The sequence below is a fragment of the Actinopolymorpha pittospori genome, assembly GCF_014873875.1.
Lineage (GTDB): Bacteria > Actinomycetota > Actinomycetes > Propionibacteriales > Actinopolymorphaceae > Actinopolymorpha > Actinopolymorpha pittospori.
On sequence record NZ_JADBEM010000001.1, the window covers coordinates 3,110,333 to 3,127,818 of the forward strand.

At 70.7% G+C, this 17,486-nt stretch carries 14 protein-coding genes, 1 tRNA gene and 1 other RNA gene; 13 read left to right on the forward strand and 3 right to left on the reverse strand.

Features of this window, described 5'->3' with window-relative positions; genetic code table 11:
- The first annotated feature begins 577 nt into the window (after positions 1-577).
- The gene (locus HEB94_RS14815) at positions 578-2,227 is read left to right on the forward strand and encodes a S1C family serine protease (RefSeq protein ID WP_238361529.1); all 1,650 of its coding nucleotides are present in this window, start codon (positions 578-580) and stop codon (positions 2,225-2,227) included.
- 126 nt (positions 2,228-2,353) lie between these two features.
- Here the strand turns inward: HEB94_RS14815 and HEB94_RS14820 are convergent, their stop codons facing one another.
- The gene (locus HEB94_RS14820) at positions 2,354-2,491 is read right to left on the reverse strand and encodes a hypothetical protein (protein ID WP_192750432.1); all 138 of its coding nucleotides are present in this window, start codon (positions 2,489-2,491) and stop codon (positions 2,354-2,356) included.
- Positions 2,492-2,554: 63 nt separating this feature from the next.
- Between HEB94_RS14820 and HEB94_RS14825 the strand changes: the two genes are divergently transcribed.
- The 9 genes from HEB94_RS14825 to HEB94_RS14865 all read left to right on the forward strand — a co-directional run bounded on the left by HEB94_RS14825 (position 2,555) and on the right by HEB94_RS14865 (position 11,317).
- Positions 2,555-2,764: a hypothetical protein gene (locus HEB94_RS14825; protein WP_192750433.1), complete on the forward strand. Its 210-nt coding sequence runs from the start codon at positions 2,555-2,557 to the stop codon at positions 2,762-2,764.
- Positions 2,765-3,500: 736 nt separating this feature from the next.
- A complete protein-coding gene (locus tag HEB94_RS14830; protein ID WP_192750434.1) occupies positions 3,501-3,845 on the forward strand; it encodes a YkvA family protein in 345 nt (114 codons plus the stop codon).
- 137 nt (positions 3,846-3,982) lie between these two features.
- Positions 3,983-4,336 (forward strand): excalibur calcium-binding domain-containing protein, encoded by a 354-nt coding sequence (locus HEB94_RS52445; RefSeq protein WP_202896352.1) that lies wholly within the window; start codon positions 3,983-3,985, stop codon positions 4,334-4,336.
- 126 nt (positions 4,337-4,462) lie between these two features.
- A complete protein-coding gene (locus HEB94_RS14840; RefSeq protein WP_202896353.1) occupies positions 4,463-4,828 on the forward strand; it encodes an excalibur calcium-binding domain-containing protein in 366 nt (121 codons plus the stop codon).
- Between the two features lie 67 nt (positions 4,829-4,895).
- Positions 4,896-5,576 (forward strand): class F sortase, encoded by a 681-nt coding sequence (locus tag HEB94_RS14845; RefSeq protein WP_192750436.1) that lies wholly within the window; start codon positions 4,896-4,898, stop codon positions 5,574-5,576.
- Between the two features lie 478 nt (positions 5,577-6,054).
- Entirely contained in the window at positions 6,055-6,582 is a 528-nt protein-coding gene (locus tag HEB94_RS14850; RefSeq protein ID WP_192750437.1) for a MarR family transcriptional regulator, read from the forward strand.
- Positions 6,579-9,269, forward strand: a complete 2,691-nt coding sequence (locus HEB94_RS14855; RefSeq protein ID WP_192750438.1) for an MFS transporter — start codon at positions 6,579-6,581, stop codon at positions 9,267-9,269. The genes HEB94_RS14850 and HEB94_RS14855 overlap by 4 nt, the downstream gene beginning before the upstream one ends.
- Before the next feature lie 105 nt (positions 9,270-9,374).
- On the forward strand, positions 9,375-10,268 hold the full coding sequence (locus HEB94_RS14860; protein WP_192750439.1) for a YceI family protein: 894 nt from the start codon (positions 9,375-9,377) through the stop codon (positions 10,266-10,268).
- A 188-nt stretch (positions 10,269-10,456) separates the two neighbouring features.
- A complete protein-coding gene (locus HEB94_RS14865) occupies positions 10,457-11,317 on the forward strand; it encodes a zinc-binding dehydrogenase (RefSeq protein WP_192750440.1) in 861 nt (286 codons plus the stop codon).
- Between the two features lie 182 nt (positions 11,318-11,499).
- Here HEB94_RS14865 and HEB94_RS14870 read toward each other — a convergent pair.
- Positions 11,500-11,588 (reverse strand) — tRNA-Ser (locus tag HEB94_RS14870).
- A gap of 150 nt (positions 11,589-11,738) precedes the next feature.
- On the opposite strand from HEB94_RS14870, the gene ffs reads away from it, so the two are divergent.
- The 3 genes from ffs (at position 11,739) to HEB94_RS14885 (ending at position 16,592) form a co-directional block, all read left to right on the forward strand.
- Positions 11,739-11,835: signal recognition particle sRNA small type (gene ffs / locus HEB94_RS14875), an RNA gene on the forward strand.
- Between the two features lie 109 nt (positions 11,836-11,944).
- A complete protein-coding gene (locus HEB94_RS14880; protein WP_192750441.1) occupies positions 11,945-14,722 on the forward strand; it encodes a DNA polymerase III subunit gamma and tau in 2,778 nt (925 codons plus the stop codon).
- Between the two features lie 364 nt (positions 14,723-15,086).
- Positions 15,087-16,592: an MFS transporter gene (locus HEB94_RS14885; RefSeq protein ID WP_202896354.1), complete on the forward strand. Its 1,506-nt coding sequence runs from the start codon at positions 15,087-15,089 to the stop codon at positions 16,590-16,592.
- A gap of 10 nt (positions 16,593-16,602) precedes the next feature.
- Here the strand turns inward: HEB94_RS14885 and HEB94_RS14890 are convergent, their stop codons facing one another.
- Entirely contained in the window at positions 16,603-17,232 is a 630-nt protein-coding gene (locus HEB94_RS14890; protein WP_192750442.1) for a hypothetical protein, read from the reverse strand.
- Positions 17,233-17,486 lie beyond the last annotated feature (254 nt).

Genomic DNA, 17,486 nt, shown 5'->3' on the forward strand with positions numbered 1-17,486 from the left:
GTGGGTGGCCGTGCGACCCGTGCGAAGCATGCGCTCCATGGGAGCTGTGCGACGGCCCCGAGGACGGTCGCCCGGCGATCGGTCTGCCCGGTCGGCCGGTGCGTGGGGCACCGGAACGAGGGGGCGACCCACCGCCTTCGGGAGGTCGCGGCGGCGGACCCCCGTGCGGACCCGGACCCGGGGGAGTCGTACTCATGCGGCAAGAGCCTAAAGGAGCGGCTCTCCGCGCCGCCGCTCTCCCAGGCTTCAGTGCGCTGTGCGACGGGACCACGACGTATGGTCGGTCGCCAACGGGTACCGAGACGCCCCTTATGACGGGGAACACCCGCACCCAGGTCGGCGTGGTCAGGAGGAACGGCAGGCGACGTGCGGGAGCACCTCGGTCGACCTCGCCCGGCGGCGGGCGCGACACTGATCCGGCGTCCACGGTTCCGGGAGTCGGCGTACTTCGGGAAGAGATGCCGTTCTGCGTGTGACGAGGGTTTCGCGCCGGCGTCCCGGTGGGTTTGGCCGCTTTCTCCGGGATCTCTGTGGCAGCTCTCAGAGTGGTCTCAGCTGGCGGGGAGAACCTTTGGCCATGACCGAGACGACACCTTCGTCGGGCCAGCCGGACCGTTCCGACGGATCTGCGCCCGTGCACCATCCGGCCGAGTCCCCTTCCGAGGGCCAGCCGATCTCGTCCAACAGCCCCAGCGCTTCCACCCGTCCCGGTGCCTTCGGTGGCCCCGGTGCGTCCGGTGGCCCCGGTGCTTCCGGCCCGGGTGCTTCCGGTGGTCACCGTCCAGGTGCGTCCAGCGGTGGCGCCGAAGAGACCCGACCGCTCGCTCCGCGGTCCAATCCCTACTTCTACGGCCAGCGACCGCCTGGCGGACCCGCGCCGTACGGCCCGCAGCCCGGTGGGAACTGGTCGGGTGGAGATCGACCCCCCGGAAACTGGGCGGGCGGCCACGGGTCGGGGGGAGATCGTCCGCCAGGCGACCGGCCGGCTTCGGATCGACCCCGCCGACGGGGTGCGGCGGCCGTCGTCGCGCTCGCGCTCGCGGCTGGCCTGGTCGGCGGAGGGGCCGGGACCGCCGCCACGTACTTCCTCACCCGTGGTGAGGGTGGTTTCAACTCCACGGCACTTGACCAGCCGGTGGCGAGGTTCGAGGGCGCGTCGAACGCTCCGGCGGGCAGCGTGCAGCAGGTGGCGAACAAGCTGCTGCCGAGCGTCGTGTCGATCACGATCGCGACCGCGCAGGGTTCGGGCAACGGCAGCGGGATCGTGCTCAGCAAGGACGGCCTGATCCTCACCAACAACCACGTCGCGGCGGCGGGCCAGGGGGGAAGCCTGAGCGTGACGTTCAACGACGGGAAGACGGTGAAGGCGTCGGTGGTGGGGACGGACCCGGTCACCGACCTGGCGGTGCTCAGAGCCAGCCGGACCTCCGGGCTGACCCCCGCCGTGCTCGGTAGCTCCGGGGATCTGAGCGTGGGTCAGAACGTCGTCGCGATCGGGTCGCCGCTCGGGCTCTCCGGCACGGTGACCTCGGGCATCGTGAGCGCGCTCGACCGACCGGTACCCAGCAACGACTCCAACGAGAGCCAGAACACCGTCATCGACGCGATCCAGACCGACGCGGCCATCAACCCCGGCAACTCCGGCGGCGCCCTGGTCAACATGGCCGGTCAGGTCGTGGGGATCAACAGCTCGGCGATCCTGAGCGGCTCCGGTGAGCAGGAGGGCGGCTCCATCGGCCTCGGGTTCGCGATCCCGATCGACGAGGCCAGGCCGATCGCCAAGCAGTTGATCGACGAGGGACGCGCCGAGCACGCCCAACTGGGTGTGACGGCCGGGGCGTCCGCCAGCAGCAACGGAGTGACCAACGGTGCGCGGGTGCAGAACGTCACCGCGAACGGCGCGGCCGACAAGGCCGGCCTGCGGGAGGGCGACGTGATCACCAAGGTGGACGACCGCAACATCACCGACGCGGACGCCCTGGTCGCCGCGGTCCGGTCCTACCGGCCTGGTGTCAAGGTGGAATTGACGTACGTGCGGGACGGTCGGACCCTCACCACGCAGGCGACCCTCGGGACCGACGGTGGCAAGGCCCAGCAGCCTGTGCAGCCCGAGCAGGGAGGCCAGGACCAGTCGCCGGGACAGGAGCAGTCGCCGGGGCAGGGGGAGCAGGTCCCGGGACAGGACGGTGGGAACCAGGACGAGCTTCCGTTGCCCTGGCCGCGCTGACCGGCCGCCTGATGTGGCTCGAAGAACCCGACCTGGCTTGAAGAAACGGCGTTCTCCGCAGGGGAGAGAACGCCGTTTCTTGTTTCTGTTCTGCCTGCCAGCGGGCGTCCACCGACGCGGCGGCTGTCAGGGAACCTCGGGTGGATCACCGCCACGCCGCAACGCCTCGTCGAGCAACCGGCCGGCGGCGGTGACCGCGTCCGACCAGCCCCAGGCGACGTGGTGCACCAGGGCATTGGCGAGGTTGGCGTAGTACTTCGCCATCCGGGGCGCCCCCAACGCCAGCAGCCAGGCACTCTCCAGGTCGAGGATGGCGAGGGTGTCCGCATGTCGGCGTTGTTCTCCGGCGTGGCGACCATCGGATACACCTCAGGCACCAGCCTGACCGTCCGCTCGGCGGCGTCTTGCAGGATCGGCAGGATCTCCAGCGCGACGGTCGCGGTAGCCGGCTCGGCGTCGGTCGCCACCTGGATCGCCGTGTGGACGAACCGCCTCACGATGCTCTGGTCGGTGACGTCCACCTCCGGCATGCGGTAGACGTCGACCGCCTGGCGGAACGCCGGCGCGGCAGCCGGATCGCCGATCACGCGCATCGCGGTGCCGTACCGGGCGAACGCGTCCGCGATCAACAGACTCGGCTCGACCAGCCGTTCCCGGTATGCCTCGATCGCCTGCCCGAAACGCCGAGCGGCCTCCGGGTCACCGGCGACCGCGGACAGCTCGCAGAGCAGCAGCCGGACCGACGGTATCCGCAGCTCGTACTGGGTGCCGTATGCCGCGGCCAGTTCCTCGAAGAGTGTGAGCGCCTCGGTCGCGTCACGAATGCCCTCCGAGACATTGCCGAGGGCCTGATGGATCAGTGCGCGGTCCCAGAGTCGACCGGCGAAGATGTCGACCACCCGCTCCTCGGTGCGGTTCTTTCGGTAGATCCTGTGGGTGCCGTCCACCGCCCGGTCCGACCAGATGATGGCGTAGTCCCACGCGCTGTCCAGCATCGCGCGGGCCGCCTGCTCTGCGGCCCAGTCGGCGTCGCGGATCCGCTCGTCCTCCCGCCTACCCATGGCTACCTCCGCAGAGCGTTGTAGGCGGTCCACCGCCAGACGTCACTGTAGATCAACATCCGCGCCGGGGAAGGACCGTTTCGTCGTGCCGGTCCGCGGGTCCGGTTGCCGTTGAACCGACCACCCGCACTTGCGGTACGGCGGGGAAGGAAGGACGCTCGAGGACAACGAACGACGCGGTCGAGGTCCCCTGCGGTCGGCGGAGGTGAAGCATGGATTCCTGGGGTGGCGTTCCACTGATCCTGATCGGACTCCTCGTCCTCGCCACGCTCGCGGTCGCGGTCGTCCTCTTCGTCAGGCTCCTTCGGATGGGCCGCGTCGCCCGCTCCGTCGACATGCCCCAGCAGGGGAGGATCGCGTTCTGGATCGGACTGATCTACAGCGTCTCCCCGGTCGACCTGCTCCCCGATCCCGTCTACCTCGACGACATCGGCGTTCTCGTCGGCGCGATCGCCTACCTCGGGCACCTCGCCAGGAAGCACGGTCTGCTCGGCATCCGGCCGATCCGGTCCCAGGTCGAGGACCGGCCAGATCGACCACCGCGCGAACTCAGGTAAGGCCCCACCGCGACCGTGCTCCGCCTCCGGCCGGGCGGGCTGCCCGAATCTCTGTCCGACCGCATGCAATCGACCCACGGCGCGAGGCGTCCATGATGCGGGAGACACAACGTCTTCCTGCCATGAAGGGGGAGATCGTGTTCAGAACACTGGCGGCAACTGGGGCTGCCTCCGTGCTCGTGCTCGTGGGACTGGTCGGTGTCGCGAACGCCGAGGACGGCCCTGACTGCAGCGGCTTCGGTACGCAGGAACAGGCGCAGTCGGCCTACGACGGGATGAACCGTCCAGCCGACCGGAAGGGGCTGGACCCTGACGGTGACGGGATCGCGTGCGAGGAGCTGCCCTCGGCGCTCGACCCCGGAATCGATCCCGAACTCGGCGACGACGACGCGACCGACGACGACCCGACCCGCGACTACGGGGCGGACGACGACGTCGCGGTGCCGACCCGGATCGACACCGGCGGCGGCGCCATGGCGGCGCATCGCTAGGTGGTCCGCCAGGTCGTGTCCACGTCAGCAGTCAGAACTTCGGTCAGACCGCATGCAACCGGCGCCTGGCGTGGGGGGTTTCACCGGTCTGGGAGATGGGGGTCTTCCAACCACCAAGGGGAGATTGTGTTCAGAAAGCTGGCGGCACTTGGGGCCGTCTCCGCGCTCGTGCTGATGGGCTTCGTGGGCGTCGCCAACGCCGCGGACGACTACAACTGCGACGACTTCCAGACCCAGGAAGAGGCGCAGCGGGTCTACGACCAGGATCGGTCCGACCCGAACAACCTCGACGCTGACAAGGACGGGATCGCCTGCGAGGAGCTGCCCTCGGGCCCGTCGTCCGACACCGGCGACGACTCCGGCGATGACACCGGAGACGACGCCGGCAACGCGCCGAGCGACGACGTGATCGGCGAGCAGCCGGACGGTGTGAGCGTTCCGGCACCGACCCGGATCGACACCGGCGGCGGCGCCATGGCCGCGCGGTCGTAGTCCACGTCATCGAAGGAGCCGGGCGGCGCACAGCGTCGCCCGGCTACTCGTCCGCGAAGGAACCCCGTTGAGATTCCTGCCCGCCCTCGCCGCGGTCATCGTCCTGGCGGCCGGCTGCGCCGCTCCGCAGTCCGCCACCTCCTCGGCCGCCCCACCCGCGGCACCCACCTCCGCGCCTACCGCCCCTGGCGCGTTGCCCGCGCCGACATCGGGCGCACCGACACCCGGCGCATCTACACCCGGCGCATCGACACCTGGCGTGCCGGCAGCCGGCTCCGACGCCCGACGCGGCTCGGAGTCCGTCGCCGATCCGGCCCGCCTCGACATCCCGGCCATCGACGTGCACGCCTCCATGGTCGGCGTCGGGCTCGAGCCCGACGGCGCGATGGAGACGCCGGCGTACGACTCCAACCAGGCCGGTTGGTACACGAAGGGGCCCAGGCCCGGCGAGCGCGGTCCGGCCGTCGTCGCCGCACACGTCGACTCCAAGAACGGCAAGGACGTCTTCTGGCGGCTCCGCGAACTCGCGCCCGGCGATGAGGTCTCCGTCCTCGACAAGGACGGGGTCGAACACCGCTTCGTCGTCCAGCGGTCCGGGCGCTACCCGAAGGACGACCTGCCCTACCGCCAGATCTGGGGAGCCAGCGACGTTCCGGTGCTGCGGCTCATCACCTGCGCCGGTTCCTACGTCAAGGGCGCCGGCGGGTACCAGGACAACCTCGTCGTCTACGCGACCGCCGCGACGTAGGGCGGCTCGAGCCGTCGAAGTCCGGACCGTAGAGCTCCATCCGGTGCCGATCAGGTGATGCGTCGATGACGCTGCGTACCGGATGTCAGGAGTCGTGCCCCACGCTTTGACCCCCAACTCCCGTAGGGGCACGACGAAACGGCCCCGTCCCCACCTCGCGGGGGCGGGGCCGCGCTGTCCGGCCGGCGGCATGATCCGGGAAGCGCCCGGCCGGAGCCCGTTCGAGACCGAGTAGTCCTGGACGGGAGAAATGTCTGGGACGCAGGGGCTGGTCCTGGTCCACCCGGACGGTATAGAGTCACGCAGATCCTGGCTAGAGGCCCTCGATGGCCCGTGGTGCGGCGGTGTAGTCACCCGCAAAGTGCCATTTTTCGCACTAGTGTGCGCCAGCTCACAGTTAATTAGCTTGCCCAACTAACAGCGGTCCCCGCATAGTGGACGTCGATTGGTTGTATGACGCAAGCAAGGGGACGTGGGCGTGAGTGCGGATTCGATGGCCGGTTCGGCTGTCGAACCTACCAACGAGACCCGGCTCGAGATGTTCGACCGGCTCTCGCGCCAGATCCTCAGGCTGATGCGCCAGGCACCCCGGGAAGAGTGGCGACGCGGAGGACCCGGCGCCGCTCGCGCCGCCGACGCACTCGTCGTGACCCTGGTCGACCAGGGACCGCTGCGCACCGGGGAGCTCGCCGAGGTCACGCGTACCGACCCGTCGACCGTGAGTCGACAGGTGGCATTCCTCGTCCGGCAGGGGCTGGTCGAACGCCGCCCGGACCCACGGGACGGTCGGGCTTGTGTCCTCGCACCTACCGCAGAGGGAGAGCGGTTGTTCCAGCACTACCAACGAGCGCGTGACGAGCAACTGGCACAGATGCTCAACACGTGGCAGGAGCACGACCTGCTCCGGCTGGTCGAGATGCTCGACCGCTTCAACACAGATGTCGAGGATTACCAGCCGCTACTCGACGAACCCGTAAGAGCGCGGCGACGCGGAGAGGACCGATGAGTAACACGGCGCAGAGTACGGCGACACTGGCACCAGCCGGTGCGCCCGCACAGCGGGCCACGGGCCAGCTCAGTCATGGTCAGATCCTCACGATCCTCACAGGTCTGCTGCTGGGGATGTTCCTCGCCGCGCTGGACCAGACGATCGTCAGCTCGGCGATTCGAACGATCGCCGATGATCTGCACGGGCTGGATCAGCAGGCCTGGGCGACGACCGCATACCTCATCACGTCGACGGTCACCACCCCGCTCTACGGCAAACTGTCCGACCTCTGGGGGCGGCGGCCACTCTTCCTGACGGCGATCTCGCTCTTCGTGATCGGATCGCTCGCCTGCACGTTCTCGCAGTCGATGTACCAACTCGCTGGCTTCCGTGCCTTCCAGGGCCTGGGCGCCGGTGGCCTGATGTCCCTCGCCTTCGCGATCATCGGTGACATCGTGCCGCCGCGCGAGCGGTCGCGGTACCAGGGCTACTTCATGGCCGTGTTCGCCACGTCCAGCGTTCTCGGCCCCGTGATCGGCGGGTTCTTCGCCGGCCAGTCCGAGCTGATCGGCGTGGCCGGCTGGCGCTGGGTCTTCCTGGTCAACGTGCCGATCGGCATCGTCGCGCTTCTCGTGGTCGGCCGCGTCCTCCACATCCCGCACACCCGTCGTAACCACCGGATCGACTTCCTCGGCGCGATCACGATCGCCATCGGCGTCGTGCCACTGCTGATCGTGGCGGAACAGGGCCGTGCCTGGGGGTGGGGCTCGGGCAAGTCCTTGGCCTGCTTCATCATCGGCGGCGTCGGCTTGATCGCTTTCTACTTCGCCGAACGGTGGATGAAGGACGACGCGCTGATCCCGCTGCGGTTGTTCCGCAACTCGGTCTTCTCGCTGACCTCCTCCGGTGGCTTCTTCATCGGTGTCGCGATGTTCGGCGCGATCGCGATGGTGCCGCAGTACCTCCAGATCGTGAAGGGCGCCTCGCCCACCAAGGCCGGCCTGCTGATGCTGCCGCTCATGGGCGGCATCATGCTCGCCTCGCTGGCATCCGGCCAGATCACCGCGCGGACCGGGCGCTACAAGCTCTTCCCGCTCATCGGGTCGGTCCTGATGACCGGCGGGTTGCTGCTGTTCCACCAGGTGAAGTGGGACACGCCGCTGTGGCAGACGGACATCTACATGGCGATCGTCGGCCTCGGGCTCGGCCTGTGTATGCAGACCATCACGCTGGCCGTCCAGAACGCCGTCCCGCCCCGCGACATGGGTGTCGCGAGCTCGTCGTCGATGTTCTTCCGCCAGATGGGTGGCACGCTCGGCACCGCGGTCTTCCTGTCGCTGCTGTTCAGCACGGTCGGCGACAAGATCACCGAAGCCTTCCGGACGGTCGCGGGTACGCCCGACTTCCAGGCCGCGCTGCGCGACCCCGCGGTGCTCGCCGACAAGGCCAACGCGCCGGTGCTGGCGCTGGTGCACGGTGGTGGCGGCGGCGGTACGGCCGGCGTGCTGCAGGACTCGTCCTTCATCCAGCACCTCGACCCGAGGCTCGCCGTGCCGTTCCAGATGGGGTTCTCCAACTCCATGGACCTGGTGTTCCTCGTGACCGCGATCGCGCCCGTCGCGGCGTTCCTGCTGCTCCTGTTCATGAAGGAGATCCCGCTGCGTACGCAGTCGGGCATGGCGGCCCTCGCCGCCGAGGAGGCGGGTTCCGCCGCCCCGGTGGTGGAGGACCCGGCCGCGCCCGGCGCTCCGGAAGGAGCCCTCGCCGTCGGCAACGGCCATGAGCACAGCAACGGCCACGGGCACAGCAACGGCCACGCCAACGGCAACGGCCGGCACGCGCTGGCGGGCGAAGGCAACCTCAGCCAGATCCTTCGTTCGCCAGAACTCCAGCCAGGAGCCGAACTGATGACCAACGGATCGTCCGCGCCGCAGCAAGGGGAGACCAACCGGATCACCGGTCGGGTTCTCCGCGGAAACGGCAGCCCCATCAAGGGTGCCGCGCTGACCCTCATCGACCTCGGCGGCCACCAGGTGGCGCGAGCCGTGAGCGATGACTCCGGCGTCTACGGAGTTCCGGTCGCCTCGGCCGGCACGTACGTCCTGATCGCCTCGGCGGGCACCCACCACCCGCAGGCGTCGACGATCACCGCCAACGGCGGGTCGATCGAGGTCAACCTGGTGCTCGCCGGCCGAACCCGGTTGTTCGGCACGATCACCGTGGCCGACACCGGTGCGCCGGTGCCCGACGCGACCGTGACGCTGACCGACGAACGCGGCGAGGTCATCATGGCCGGGGTCACCGGCGCTGACGGCGGCTACTCGCTGGAGGGTCTGAGCGGTGGCATGTTCACCATGGTGGTCAGCGCCGCCCGCCACCGTCCGGTGGCGACCGCGGTCACCGTCCCGCAGGGCGGCGAGGAGCAGTTCGACCTGGAGCTGGTGGGCGGTGGCCGGCTGTCCGGCATCGCACGGTCCGGGAACGGGCAGCCGGTGCGGGACGCGTTGATCACCTTCGTCGACGGCTCGGGCACGGTGCTCATGACCACGACGACCGACGCGGACGGTGCCTACACGCTGGAGGACCTGCCCTCCGGGGAGTACACCATCATCGCCAGCGGCTACCCGGCGGTGGCGAGCGCGGTCCGAGTGGAGCCCGGTGCCCAGGGCCAGCACGACGTCGAGCTCCGCTACCCGGATGCCTGACCGTACGGCCGACCCGGCTCCGCGCCGGGTCGGCCACGGGTCAGACTGTCCTGGCCCGCAGATGGGCCGATGGAGTGGTGCGACGATGAGCGAGGAAACGTAGGGATGAGCACGACTGGACTCAGTGCCCAGGTCCGTACCAACGACGGATGGGCCGTTCCACACGCGGTGCTGACCGTGATCGACCTGACCGGCACGCAGATCGGCCGGGTGAGCGCCGGCGAGGACGGCACCGTCGTCGCGGCGGGGGTGCCCGCAGGCACCTACACCGCGATCGTGACCGCGCTCGGTTACACCCCGGCCGCCCGGACGGCGATCGTGCCGGCCAGCGGTGTGGCCACGCTCGGTGTCGTCCAGCTCACCCGGGTGGGCGGGCTGGAGCTTCCTCCCCCGGGGCCGTGGACCATCGACCCGCAGCACTCCGTGATCGGGTTCACCGTCCGGCACCTCGGCATGGCCAACATCCGTGGCCGGTTCACCGAGGTGAACGGGCGGATCGAGGTCACCGAGCCGATCGAACGGTCCTCGGTCCACGCCTCGATCTCGGTGGCGAGCCTCGACACCAGCGTCAAGATGCGTGACGCGCACCTCCTGAGCTCGGACTTCCTCGAGGTCGAGCGCTACCCCACGATCGACTTCCGCGGCACCGGCGTCACCCCCGCGGGCGACGACAAGTGGACGATGAACGGCGAGCTGACCCTGCACGGAGAGGCGCGCCCGGTCCAGCTCGCGCTGGCCTACCACGGCGCCGGTCCGGACGCGTTCGGCGGAACGCGGGCCGCGTTCAAGGCGACGGCCCAGCTCAACCGCGACGACTTCGGGATCAGCTATAACCAGATCATCCGGGCGGGCACCGTCCTCATCGGCACCACGGTGCAGGTCGAGCTCGACATCGAGGTGGTGCAGGGAACCAGCATTCCCGGACTCGAGCCGAGCGGTGACGAGGCGAACGGCGAGCAGCCGCTCGCGGCCGGCGGTGACGGCCGCTTCCCGGCGTAGCCGCCCGGACGTCTTAGTTCCCAGGCGCCGCGGCGTCGGGAGCTATGACGTCCACGAACGACCTCGGCGACCGAGCGAAGACGACCATCGGGCCGGCCCCTCCAGGGGCCGACCCGATGTCATATCTCACAGCGCCATCGAGCCGATGCCCGGAATAGCGACTCGGCGGCCTGGGGTTGCTCGAGAACATGAGAGCTTTGGTGTACGACCCGGCCGTCCGGCACGGCCTCCGGCTCGGCGAAGCGCCGGATCCAGTACCTGGCCCCCGGCAGGTGTTGGTGCGGATCGCGGCGACCTCCCTCAACTTCGGTGAGGTCATGGTGACGGCCGCGGCCGCCGACGGGAGCGGCCCGCCGGTCGGGGCGCGGGTGGTCACCTACGGCTGGAGCGGCGGCTGGGGCGAGCTGCGCGCCGTCGACACCACTGAACTTGCGGTCCTGCCCGACGGCGTGGACCTCGGCGTGGCCGCGGCGTTGCCGGTGGCCGGAGTGACCGCGTTGCGCGCGCTGCGCCGCTTGGGCGCCGTCGTGGGGCGGCGGGTGCTGATCACCGGGGCGTCGGGTGGGGTGGGCCGGTTTGCCGTCCAGCTCGCTGCACGTGCCGGAGCGCAGGTGGTCGCGGCGGTCGGCCGGCCAGAGCGCGGCGCGGGGCTGGCGGAGTTGGGCGCGTCCGACGTGGTGTCCGGAGGCCTGGACGGTGTGCGGGAGCCGTTCGTCGGTGTGATCGACAACGTGGGCGGTCCGTTGTTGGCCGCCGCCTATGCGCTGCTCGCCCCGGGCGGCCTGGCCGTGAGCGTCGGCAAGGCATCACTGGAACCGACCACGATCGACTTCGAGCGCGCTCGACTTGCCAACGCGGGCGCCCGGATCGAGGCGTTCACGGTCGGTACCGGCTTCGGTCCCGACCTCGCCTACTTGGCCTCGCTCGTGGCCGCCGGCGCGCTCGACCCGCAAGTGGGCTGGCGCGGCGGCTGGGAGCGGGCCGGCGAGGCGGCGGAGGCGCTGCTCAACCGTCAGGTGACCGGCAAGGCTGTCCTCGACGTCGCCTAGTGCCTCATCAACGAACCTCGGGTTGGTACGGACGTCGGAACGTTCGAGCGGGGTGGTGGAGACGGAACCGTACGGGGCTCGTGGAGGCGGTTCCGTATCGGGCACGTGGAGACGAAACTGGTTCGGAAACGACCTCGGGCCGGCCCCCAAGGGGACCGGCCCGACGTCATGCCTGACGAGGCTGGCGGAGGATGCGGGATTCGAACCCGCGAGGGGTTGCCCCCAACACGCTTTCCAAGCGTGCGCCATAGGCCAACTAGGCGAATCCTCCGCGCGAGAGAGTACCTGATTCCCTCCCGGGGCGAGCCAACCGGGTCACGGCGAAAGCTCGCCTTGCGGACAGTACGTCGCCTCCGGCACCCCTCGCCCGACATGTCGGGCTCCGGTGCGCGCGAAGGCCGCGGTCTCGCGTAGACTGCTTCACGGCTCCCCGTGCGGCGGTACCTTGCCCAACTCCCCCAGGGCCGGAAGGCAGCAAGGGTAAGCAAGCTCTACCGGGTGCGCGGGGAGTCCTCTATCTCACCGCCGCTCTGGTGCCGACCGGTGTCGGAGACGTGCGCGGTGCGGCCGCGTCGGGCCTGCCCGCGGGATGCGCGACCGTCGGTGCAGCGGGCTAGGGTCCCTATCGTGGAAGCGCCGCTCGCTCTTTACCGTCGATACCGGCCGCAGACGTTCGCCGAGGTCATCGGCCAGGCGCACGTCACCGAGCCGCTGCAGCAGGCTCTACGCAACAACCGGGTCAACCACGCCTACCTCTTCTCGGGTCCGCGTGGCTGCGGCAAGACGACCAGCGCCCGGATCCTGGCGCGTTGTCTCAACTGCGAGGTTGGGCCGACGCCCGAACCCTGTGGGAAGTGCCAGAGCTGCCTCGACCTCGCTCGGGGTGGCCCGGGCAGCATCGACGTGATCGAGATCGACGCGGCCAGCCACGGCGGTGTCGACGACGCCCGCGACCTGCGCGAACGCGCGTTCTTCTCCCCGGTCTCCTCCCGCTTCAAGATCTACATCGTCGACGAGGCGCACATGGTGACCACGCAGGGCTTCAACGCCCTGCTGAAGCTGGTCGAGGAGCCCCCCGAGCACCTCAAGTTCATCTTCGCGACCACCGAGCCCGAGAAGGTCATCGGCACCATCCGGTCGCGCACCCATCACTACCCCTTCCGGCTGGTCCCGCCGAAGGTGCTGCAGGACTATCTCGCCGACCTCTGCGACCGCGAGGGCGTCTCGGTCGACGCGGCGGCCCTGCCGCTCGTCGTCCGTGCCGGCGGTGGTTCGGTCCGCGACACGCTGTCGGTGCTCGACCAGCTCATGGGCGGTGCCGGCGAGGAGGGCGTCACCTACGCCCGCGCGGTCGGGCTCTTGGGCTACACCCACGAGTCGCTGCTCGACGAGGTGATCGACGCGCTGGCCGCTGGGGACGGCGGCAGCGTCTTCACCGTCGTCGACAAGGTGATCGAGTCGGGGCAGGACCCCCGCCGCTTCGCCGAGGACCTCCTGCGCCGGCTGCGCGACCTCGTGATCATGTCGGCCGTCCCCGACGCCGCCGGCCGGGGCCTCCTCGAAGGTCCGCCCGACCAGGCCGAACGCCTCTCCGCGCAGGCCGCACGCTTCGGCACCGCCGAGCTGACCCGGGCCGCCGACCTCGTCAACGCGGGCCTCACGGAGATGCGGGGAGCGACGGCGCCACGGCTCCACCTCGAGCTGATCTGCGCACGCATCCTGCTGCCCGGGGTCGACGACTCCGAGCAGGGGCTGTACGCGCGACTGGACCGGCTCGAACGCCGACTCTCCATCGCCGGCGGCACCGTGCCGGCGACCGGCGCCGGCGAGGGCCTCCGGCCGGTGGCCGACGCGGGACCGGCGGAGACAGCTCGTCCGCGCGCACCTCAGCCGGAACGCCGGGAGTCCCCGCGCGGTGGCGCGACCGGGGACGAGCGGGCGCCGCGCCCCAGGGTTCCCGCGGAAGGAGCGGGGGAACCCGCCGCCGCGCGGAGCCAACCCGACGCGGAGCCGCCCGCCGCCCCGTCCACGGGCGAGTCAGCCCAGGAGGAGTCCGAGACCACGCGTCCGGCCGCGCCCGCGGCTGGTGCCGCTGCCGGTTCTGCCCCCGGTCAGGCAGGTGAGGACCTCGGTGACAGTTCGGCGGCGGCCTCGGCCTCGTCGCCGTCGCCTGCCGAGTCCGCGGCCGCCGACTGGGGAACGCCTCTCGCGGACCGTGGTTCCCAGGCCCCGGCCGCTTCTCGTTCCGGTGGTGCGCCCGCGAGCGAACCCGCCGCCGCACCTGCGGCGAGCACACCACCGGCGAGCACACCACCGGCGAGCACACTACCGACGAGCACACCACCGGCGAGCGCACCAGGCGACATGGGCATCGCCGACGTACGCCGCCTGTGGCCGGACGTGCTCGAGGCGGTGAAGGGTCGGCGTCGCTTCAGCTGGGTGATGCTGAGCCAGAACGCCCAGCTCGCCGCTCTGCACGGCGGCACGCTCACCGTGGCGCTCGTCAACGCCGGCGCCCGCGACTCCTTCACCCGAAGCGGCAGCGACGAGCTGCTGCGCCAGGCGCTGCGGGAGGTGCTGGGCGTCGACTGGCGGATCGAGTCGATCGTCGACCCGACCGCCGGTGGTGGCGCCCCGGGCGGTAGTGGCGGCAGCTCCGGTGGAGGCGGCCACGGAAGTAGCGGTGGCGGCAGCCACGGAGGCAACGGCGGCGGCACCACGGGTGGCGGTCCCCCCTCGGGTGGATCCGGCGACTTCGCGGACCGCTCCACCGATCACGGCTCCCGCTCGGCGTCCTCCGGAGGGGGAGGCGCGGCCGGCTCGTCCGACGGCGTCCACGGTCCGGCGGCCCGAGGTGGCGCCACCTCCGATGGCAGCTCGGTGGGATCGGGTCTGGCGACCAGCGCGGCGACTGACTGGGCTTCGGCTGGCCCGGGGGAGCAGGACGTCCCCGCCCCGTCTGGACCCGGGTGGCAGCCTCCCGCGGATGACGTGGACGGGAATGACGCAGGCGGGGATGACGCGGGTGGGGATGACGGAGGCGGGGATACCGAGGCTCCCTCGGTCACCCTCGCCCGAGGCGCGGCGGCGGCTCGGGCGTCCATCGCGAACGGGACCGTGGAGCGGTCGGGGGATCACTCGGCAAACTCGTCCGAGGGTTGGTCCGACGTCACACCCGCGACGCCCGGCGGTCCGGACAACGATCAGACGCGGCCGAGTGGACGTGCCCGAGCGGCCGCGGCCGCCGCGGCCGCCGCTGGGCGCCCGGCCGAGCCCGAGCACGACCCCGACAAGGACGTCGACCCCGACACCGACGGTTCGCTGGCCGACTCACCGACCTCCCACGCCGAACTGCTGCGACGGGAGTTCGGTGCGGAGCTGATCGAGGAACTCCCGGCCAACTGAGCGCCGCGTCCGGGCGGGAGGATGCGGAGCTATCCGACCGGCAGGTCGACGCTCCCCGGAGGGCGTCCGGCTCGTCGAGGGTCGAGCCGCGGATGCGCCCCGACGGATGAGGGGCGCCGCCGGAGGAGCTCTGGCAGGGGAACGCACGGCCCAGGCCGCCCGCGCGAAGGGGCCTTCGGAACGGGTCCTCCGTAGGAGAAACCCGTGCGTTGCCGTGGTGCCACGTTCTGTGTCATCTGTCTGGTCAGTTACCTGGTCAGGCCGGTTATCCTGCCTGACCAGTCAGTGACAAACCCCTGTTCAGGTCCTTACCAGTATGGGACTATGGCAATTCGTGCGAAGACCCTCAAATCTTTTCGTCGGTATGCCTCGCGAGGTCTCCGTCCTCGCCTCGATCGCCTTCGCCGTAGCCGTTGGATTCGGGGTCGTGGCCCCGGCCCTCCCAGTGTTCGCGCGCGACTTCGGTGTTGGGCACACTGCCGCCGCCGCGGTGATCTCGGCGTTCGCCCTGATGCGTTTCGTGGCCGCTCCCGTCAGCGGTCGCCTGGTCGACAAGATGGGCGAACGCGCCGTCATGTTGACCGGGATCTTCTTCGTCGCCGGATCGACCGCGATCTCCGGCCTCTCCCAGACCTATCTCCAGTTGCTTCTCCTCCGCTCGGTCGGTGGCATCGGCAGCGCGATGTTCACGGTCTCCGCGGTGTCGCTCCTGCTGCGCGTGGTCGACGCCGACCGTCGCGGCCAGGCCAACGGGTTGTTCCAGGGTGGATTCCTCGTGGGCGGCCTGATGGGTCCGGTCGTCGGCGGCCTGCTGACCGAGATCACCCCCCGTCTCCCGTTCTTCGTGTACGGCGGTGCCCTCGCGGTCGCGGGCGTGATCGGGGCGATGTTCCTCGCCAAGGCGACGCTGCACGAGCGGCTCAGCGCGCAGAACGTCGACGGTGAGCGGACCACCCTGCGGGAAGCGCTCCACAACCGCGCCTACCAGGCGGCACTCGTCACCAACTTCGGCACCGGATGGGCGGTCTTCGGTGTCCGTTCGAGCCTCGTCCCACTCTTCGTCGTCGAGGGGTTGAAGGTCGGCGCGATCTGGACCGGCATCGGCTTCCTCGTCGGCTCGATCGTCCAAGCGACGTTGCTCATCTCGGCGGGGAAGTTCGCCGACACGGTGGGACGTCGCCCCGCCATGATCCTCGGCGGCGTCCTCGCGATCGCCGCCTCGCTCGTGGTGACGTTCTCCTCGACGCTGCCGACCTTCCTCATCGCGATGGGACTCTTCGGTGCCGGCTCGGCCTACCTCGGAGTGGCACCGGGCGCCGTGATCGGCGACGTCGTGCGCGGACGCGGCGGCCAGGTCGTGGCGGTGTTCCAGATGTCGGCCGACCTCGGCTCCATCCTCGGCCCGCTCGCCGCGGGCATGATGGCCGACAGCATGTCGTTCGGAGCGGCCTTCGGGGCCACCGCCGGCATCCTGATCTTCGGTCCGCTGCTGGCGTTGCGGATGCCGGAGACGAGGTACACCCGACAACCGGTCGTCGAGGGTGCGCCGGCCGCAGGGGCCGCGACCGCCCCGGCCGCGCCTCCCGTGGGCGACCCGGGCCGGAACGACGGTGCGCCCACGGTCGGCTCGGTCGTCGTCCCCGAGGTGGTCATCTCCAAGAGTTCGGTGGGCGTACCGGAGACGGCCCTGCCGAACGGGTCGACGGGCCTGCCCCAGGCGGTCGTCCAGAACCGTGTCGTCCAGAACGGTGCCGTCCGGAACGGCGTCGTATCGAACAACGCCGCCCAGAACGGCTCGGGGGCCACGCCCTACCCGGTCGCCGACGCCCGGGAGTCCACGGCGGCTCGCGGGCCGAGCACGGCTGAGTAGGCGCTCGCGGTCAGCCCGTCCTGGCCGGTCGGATGCTGTTGGCGGTGCGGAGGAGGTCGCCGGCACTGAAGCGGTTGCCGTCGAGCTTCACGACGATGGCGACACCCGGGCTCTGCAGCCAGAACGCCACCGCGCGGTCGCGGTAGCCCGGGTGTCCGTGCGGGTCGAACGGCGTGAGCTGCCAGTCGGCCGGATCCAGCTCGTAGTAGTCGGCGAGATAGGAGCGCAGGGACTCCCGATCGGTGAGCGACTCACCGCGCAGCACGGCGATGCTCATGTCGACGCGGTAGGCACCCTCGTGGTCCGGGCCGCTCTCCCACACCCGGCTGCGATGGGAGACCTCCTCCCACTCGTAGGCGAAGTCGGTGACGAGCGGCCCGACACCGGCGGGCAGGGCCTCGATCAGGAAGCCGTCGAGGGGCCGCCGTCGCGTGTCGTCGTCGGCCGTGCCCACCGAACGGCCCGCGGCGCCGGTCGCCGCCGTCGCCTGCGGACCGCCGGCGGCCAGGCTGTGGTGGGCGTGCCCGGAGGTCGCCGCCAGCACCGGCGGACTGACGGCGGCGACGAGCAGGGACACCGCGCCGGAGGCGACCGCGAAGCGGGCGGCGGTGGTGACGGCGGGTCGGATGGATCGGGTCATCGGGTCCTCCGGACGGATGAGCGGGGCCGGTCGTCGCCCCGGGTGGCGTCCATGTTTGATCTCGTCCGCGGCGGCGAGGGCCCTCGCGGGACGACGTGGACAACCCCGCCCATGGGTCAGCTGTGGACAAGATCCCGGCGTCGACCCGGCGGCGCAACCGCGCGCTTCGTGGGCCCTGTCTCCTCGGGGGTCCGGCATCCCTTCGGGGGGTGCGGCATCGTAGGCTCGACCTACGCCGGTAAGTCCGCCCCAGA

Bases quoted from the DNA above. Each gene is read 5' to 3' on its own strand.
- HEB94_RS14825 (WP_192750433.1), top strand. From the start codon at position 2,555: ATGTCGGCGTTGTTCTCCGGCGTGGCGACCATCGGATACACCTCAGGC.
- HEB94_RS14890 (WP_192750442.1), bottom strand. From the start codon at position 17,232: ATGACCCGATCCATCCGACCCGCCGTCACCACCGCCGCCCGCTTCGCG.
- HEB94_RS14855 (WP_192750438.1), top strand. From the start codon at position 6,579: ATGAGTAACACGGCGCAGAGTACGGCGACACTGGCACCAGCCGGTGCG.
- HEB94_RS14830 (WP_192750434.1), top strand. From the start codon at position 3,501: ATGGATTCCTGGGGTGGCGTTCCACTGATCCTGATCGGACTCCTCGTC.
- HEB94_RS14820 (WP_192750432.1), bottom strand. From the start codon at position 2,491: ATGGCGAAGTACTACGCCAACCTCGCCAATGCCCTGGTGCACCACGTC.
- HEB94_RS14860 (WP_192750439.1), top strand. From the start codon at position 9,375: ATGAGCACGACTGGACTCAGTGCCCAGGTCCGTACCAACGACGGATGG.
- HEB94_RS14885 (WP_202896354.1), top strand. From the start codon at position 15,087: ATGCCTCGCGAGGTCTCCGTCCTCGCCTCGATCGCCTTCGCCGTAGCC.
- HEB94_RS14815 (WP_238361529.1), top strand. From the start codon at position 578: ATGACCGAGACGACACCTTCGTCGGGCCAGCCGGACCGTTCCGACGGA.
- HEB94_RS14865 (WP_192750440.1), top strand. From the start codon at position 10,457: ATGAGAGCTTTGGTGTACGACCCGGCCGTCCGGCACGGCCTCCGGCTC.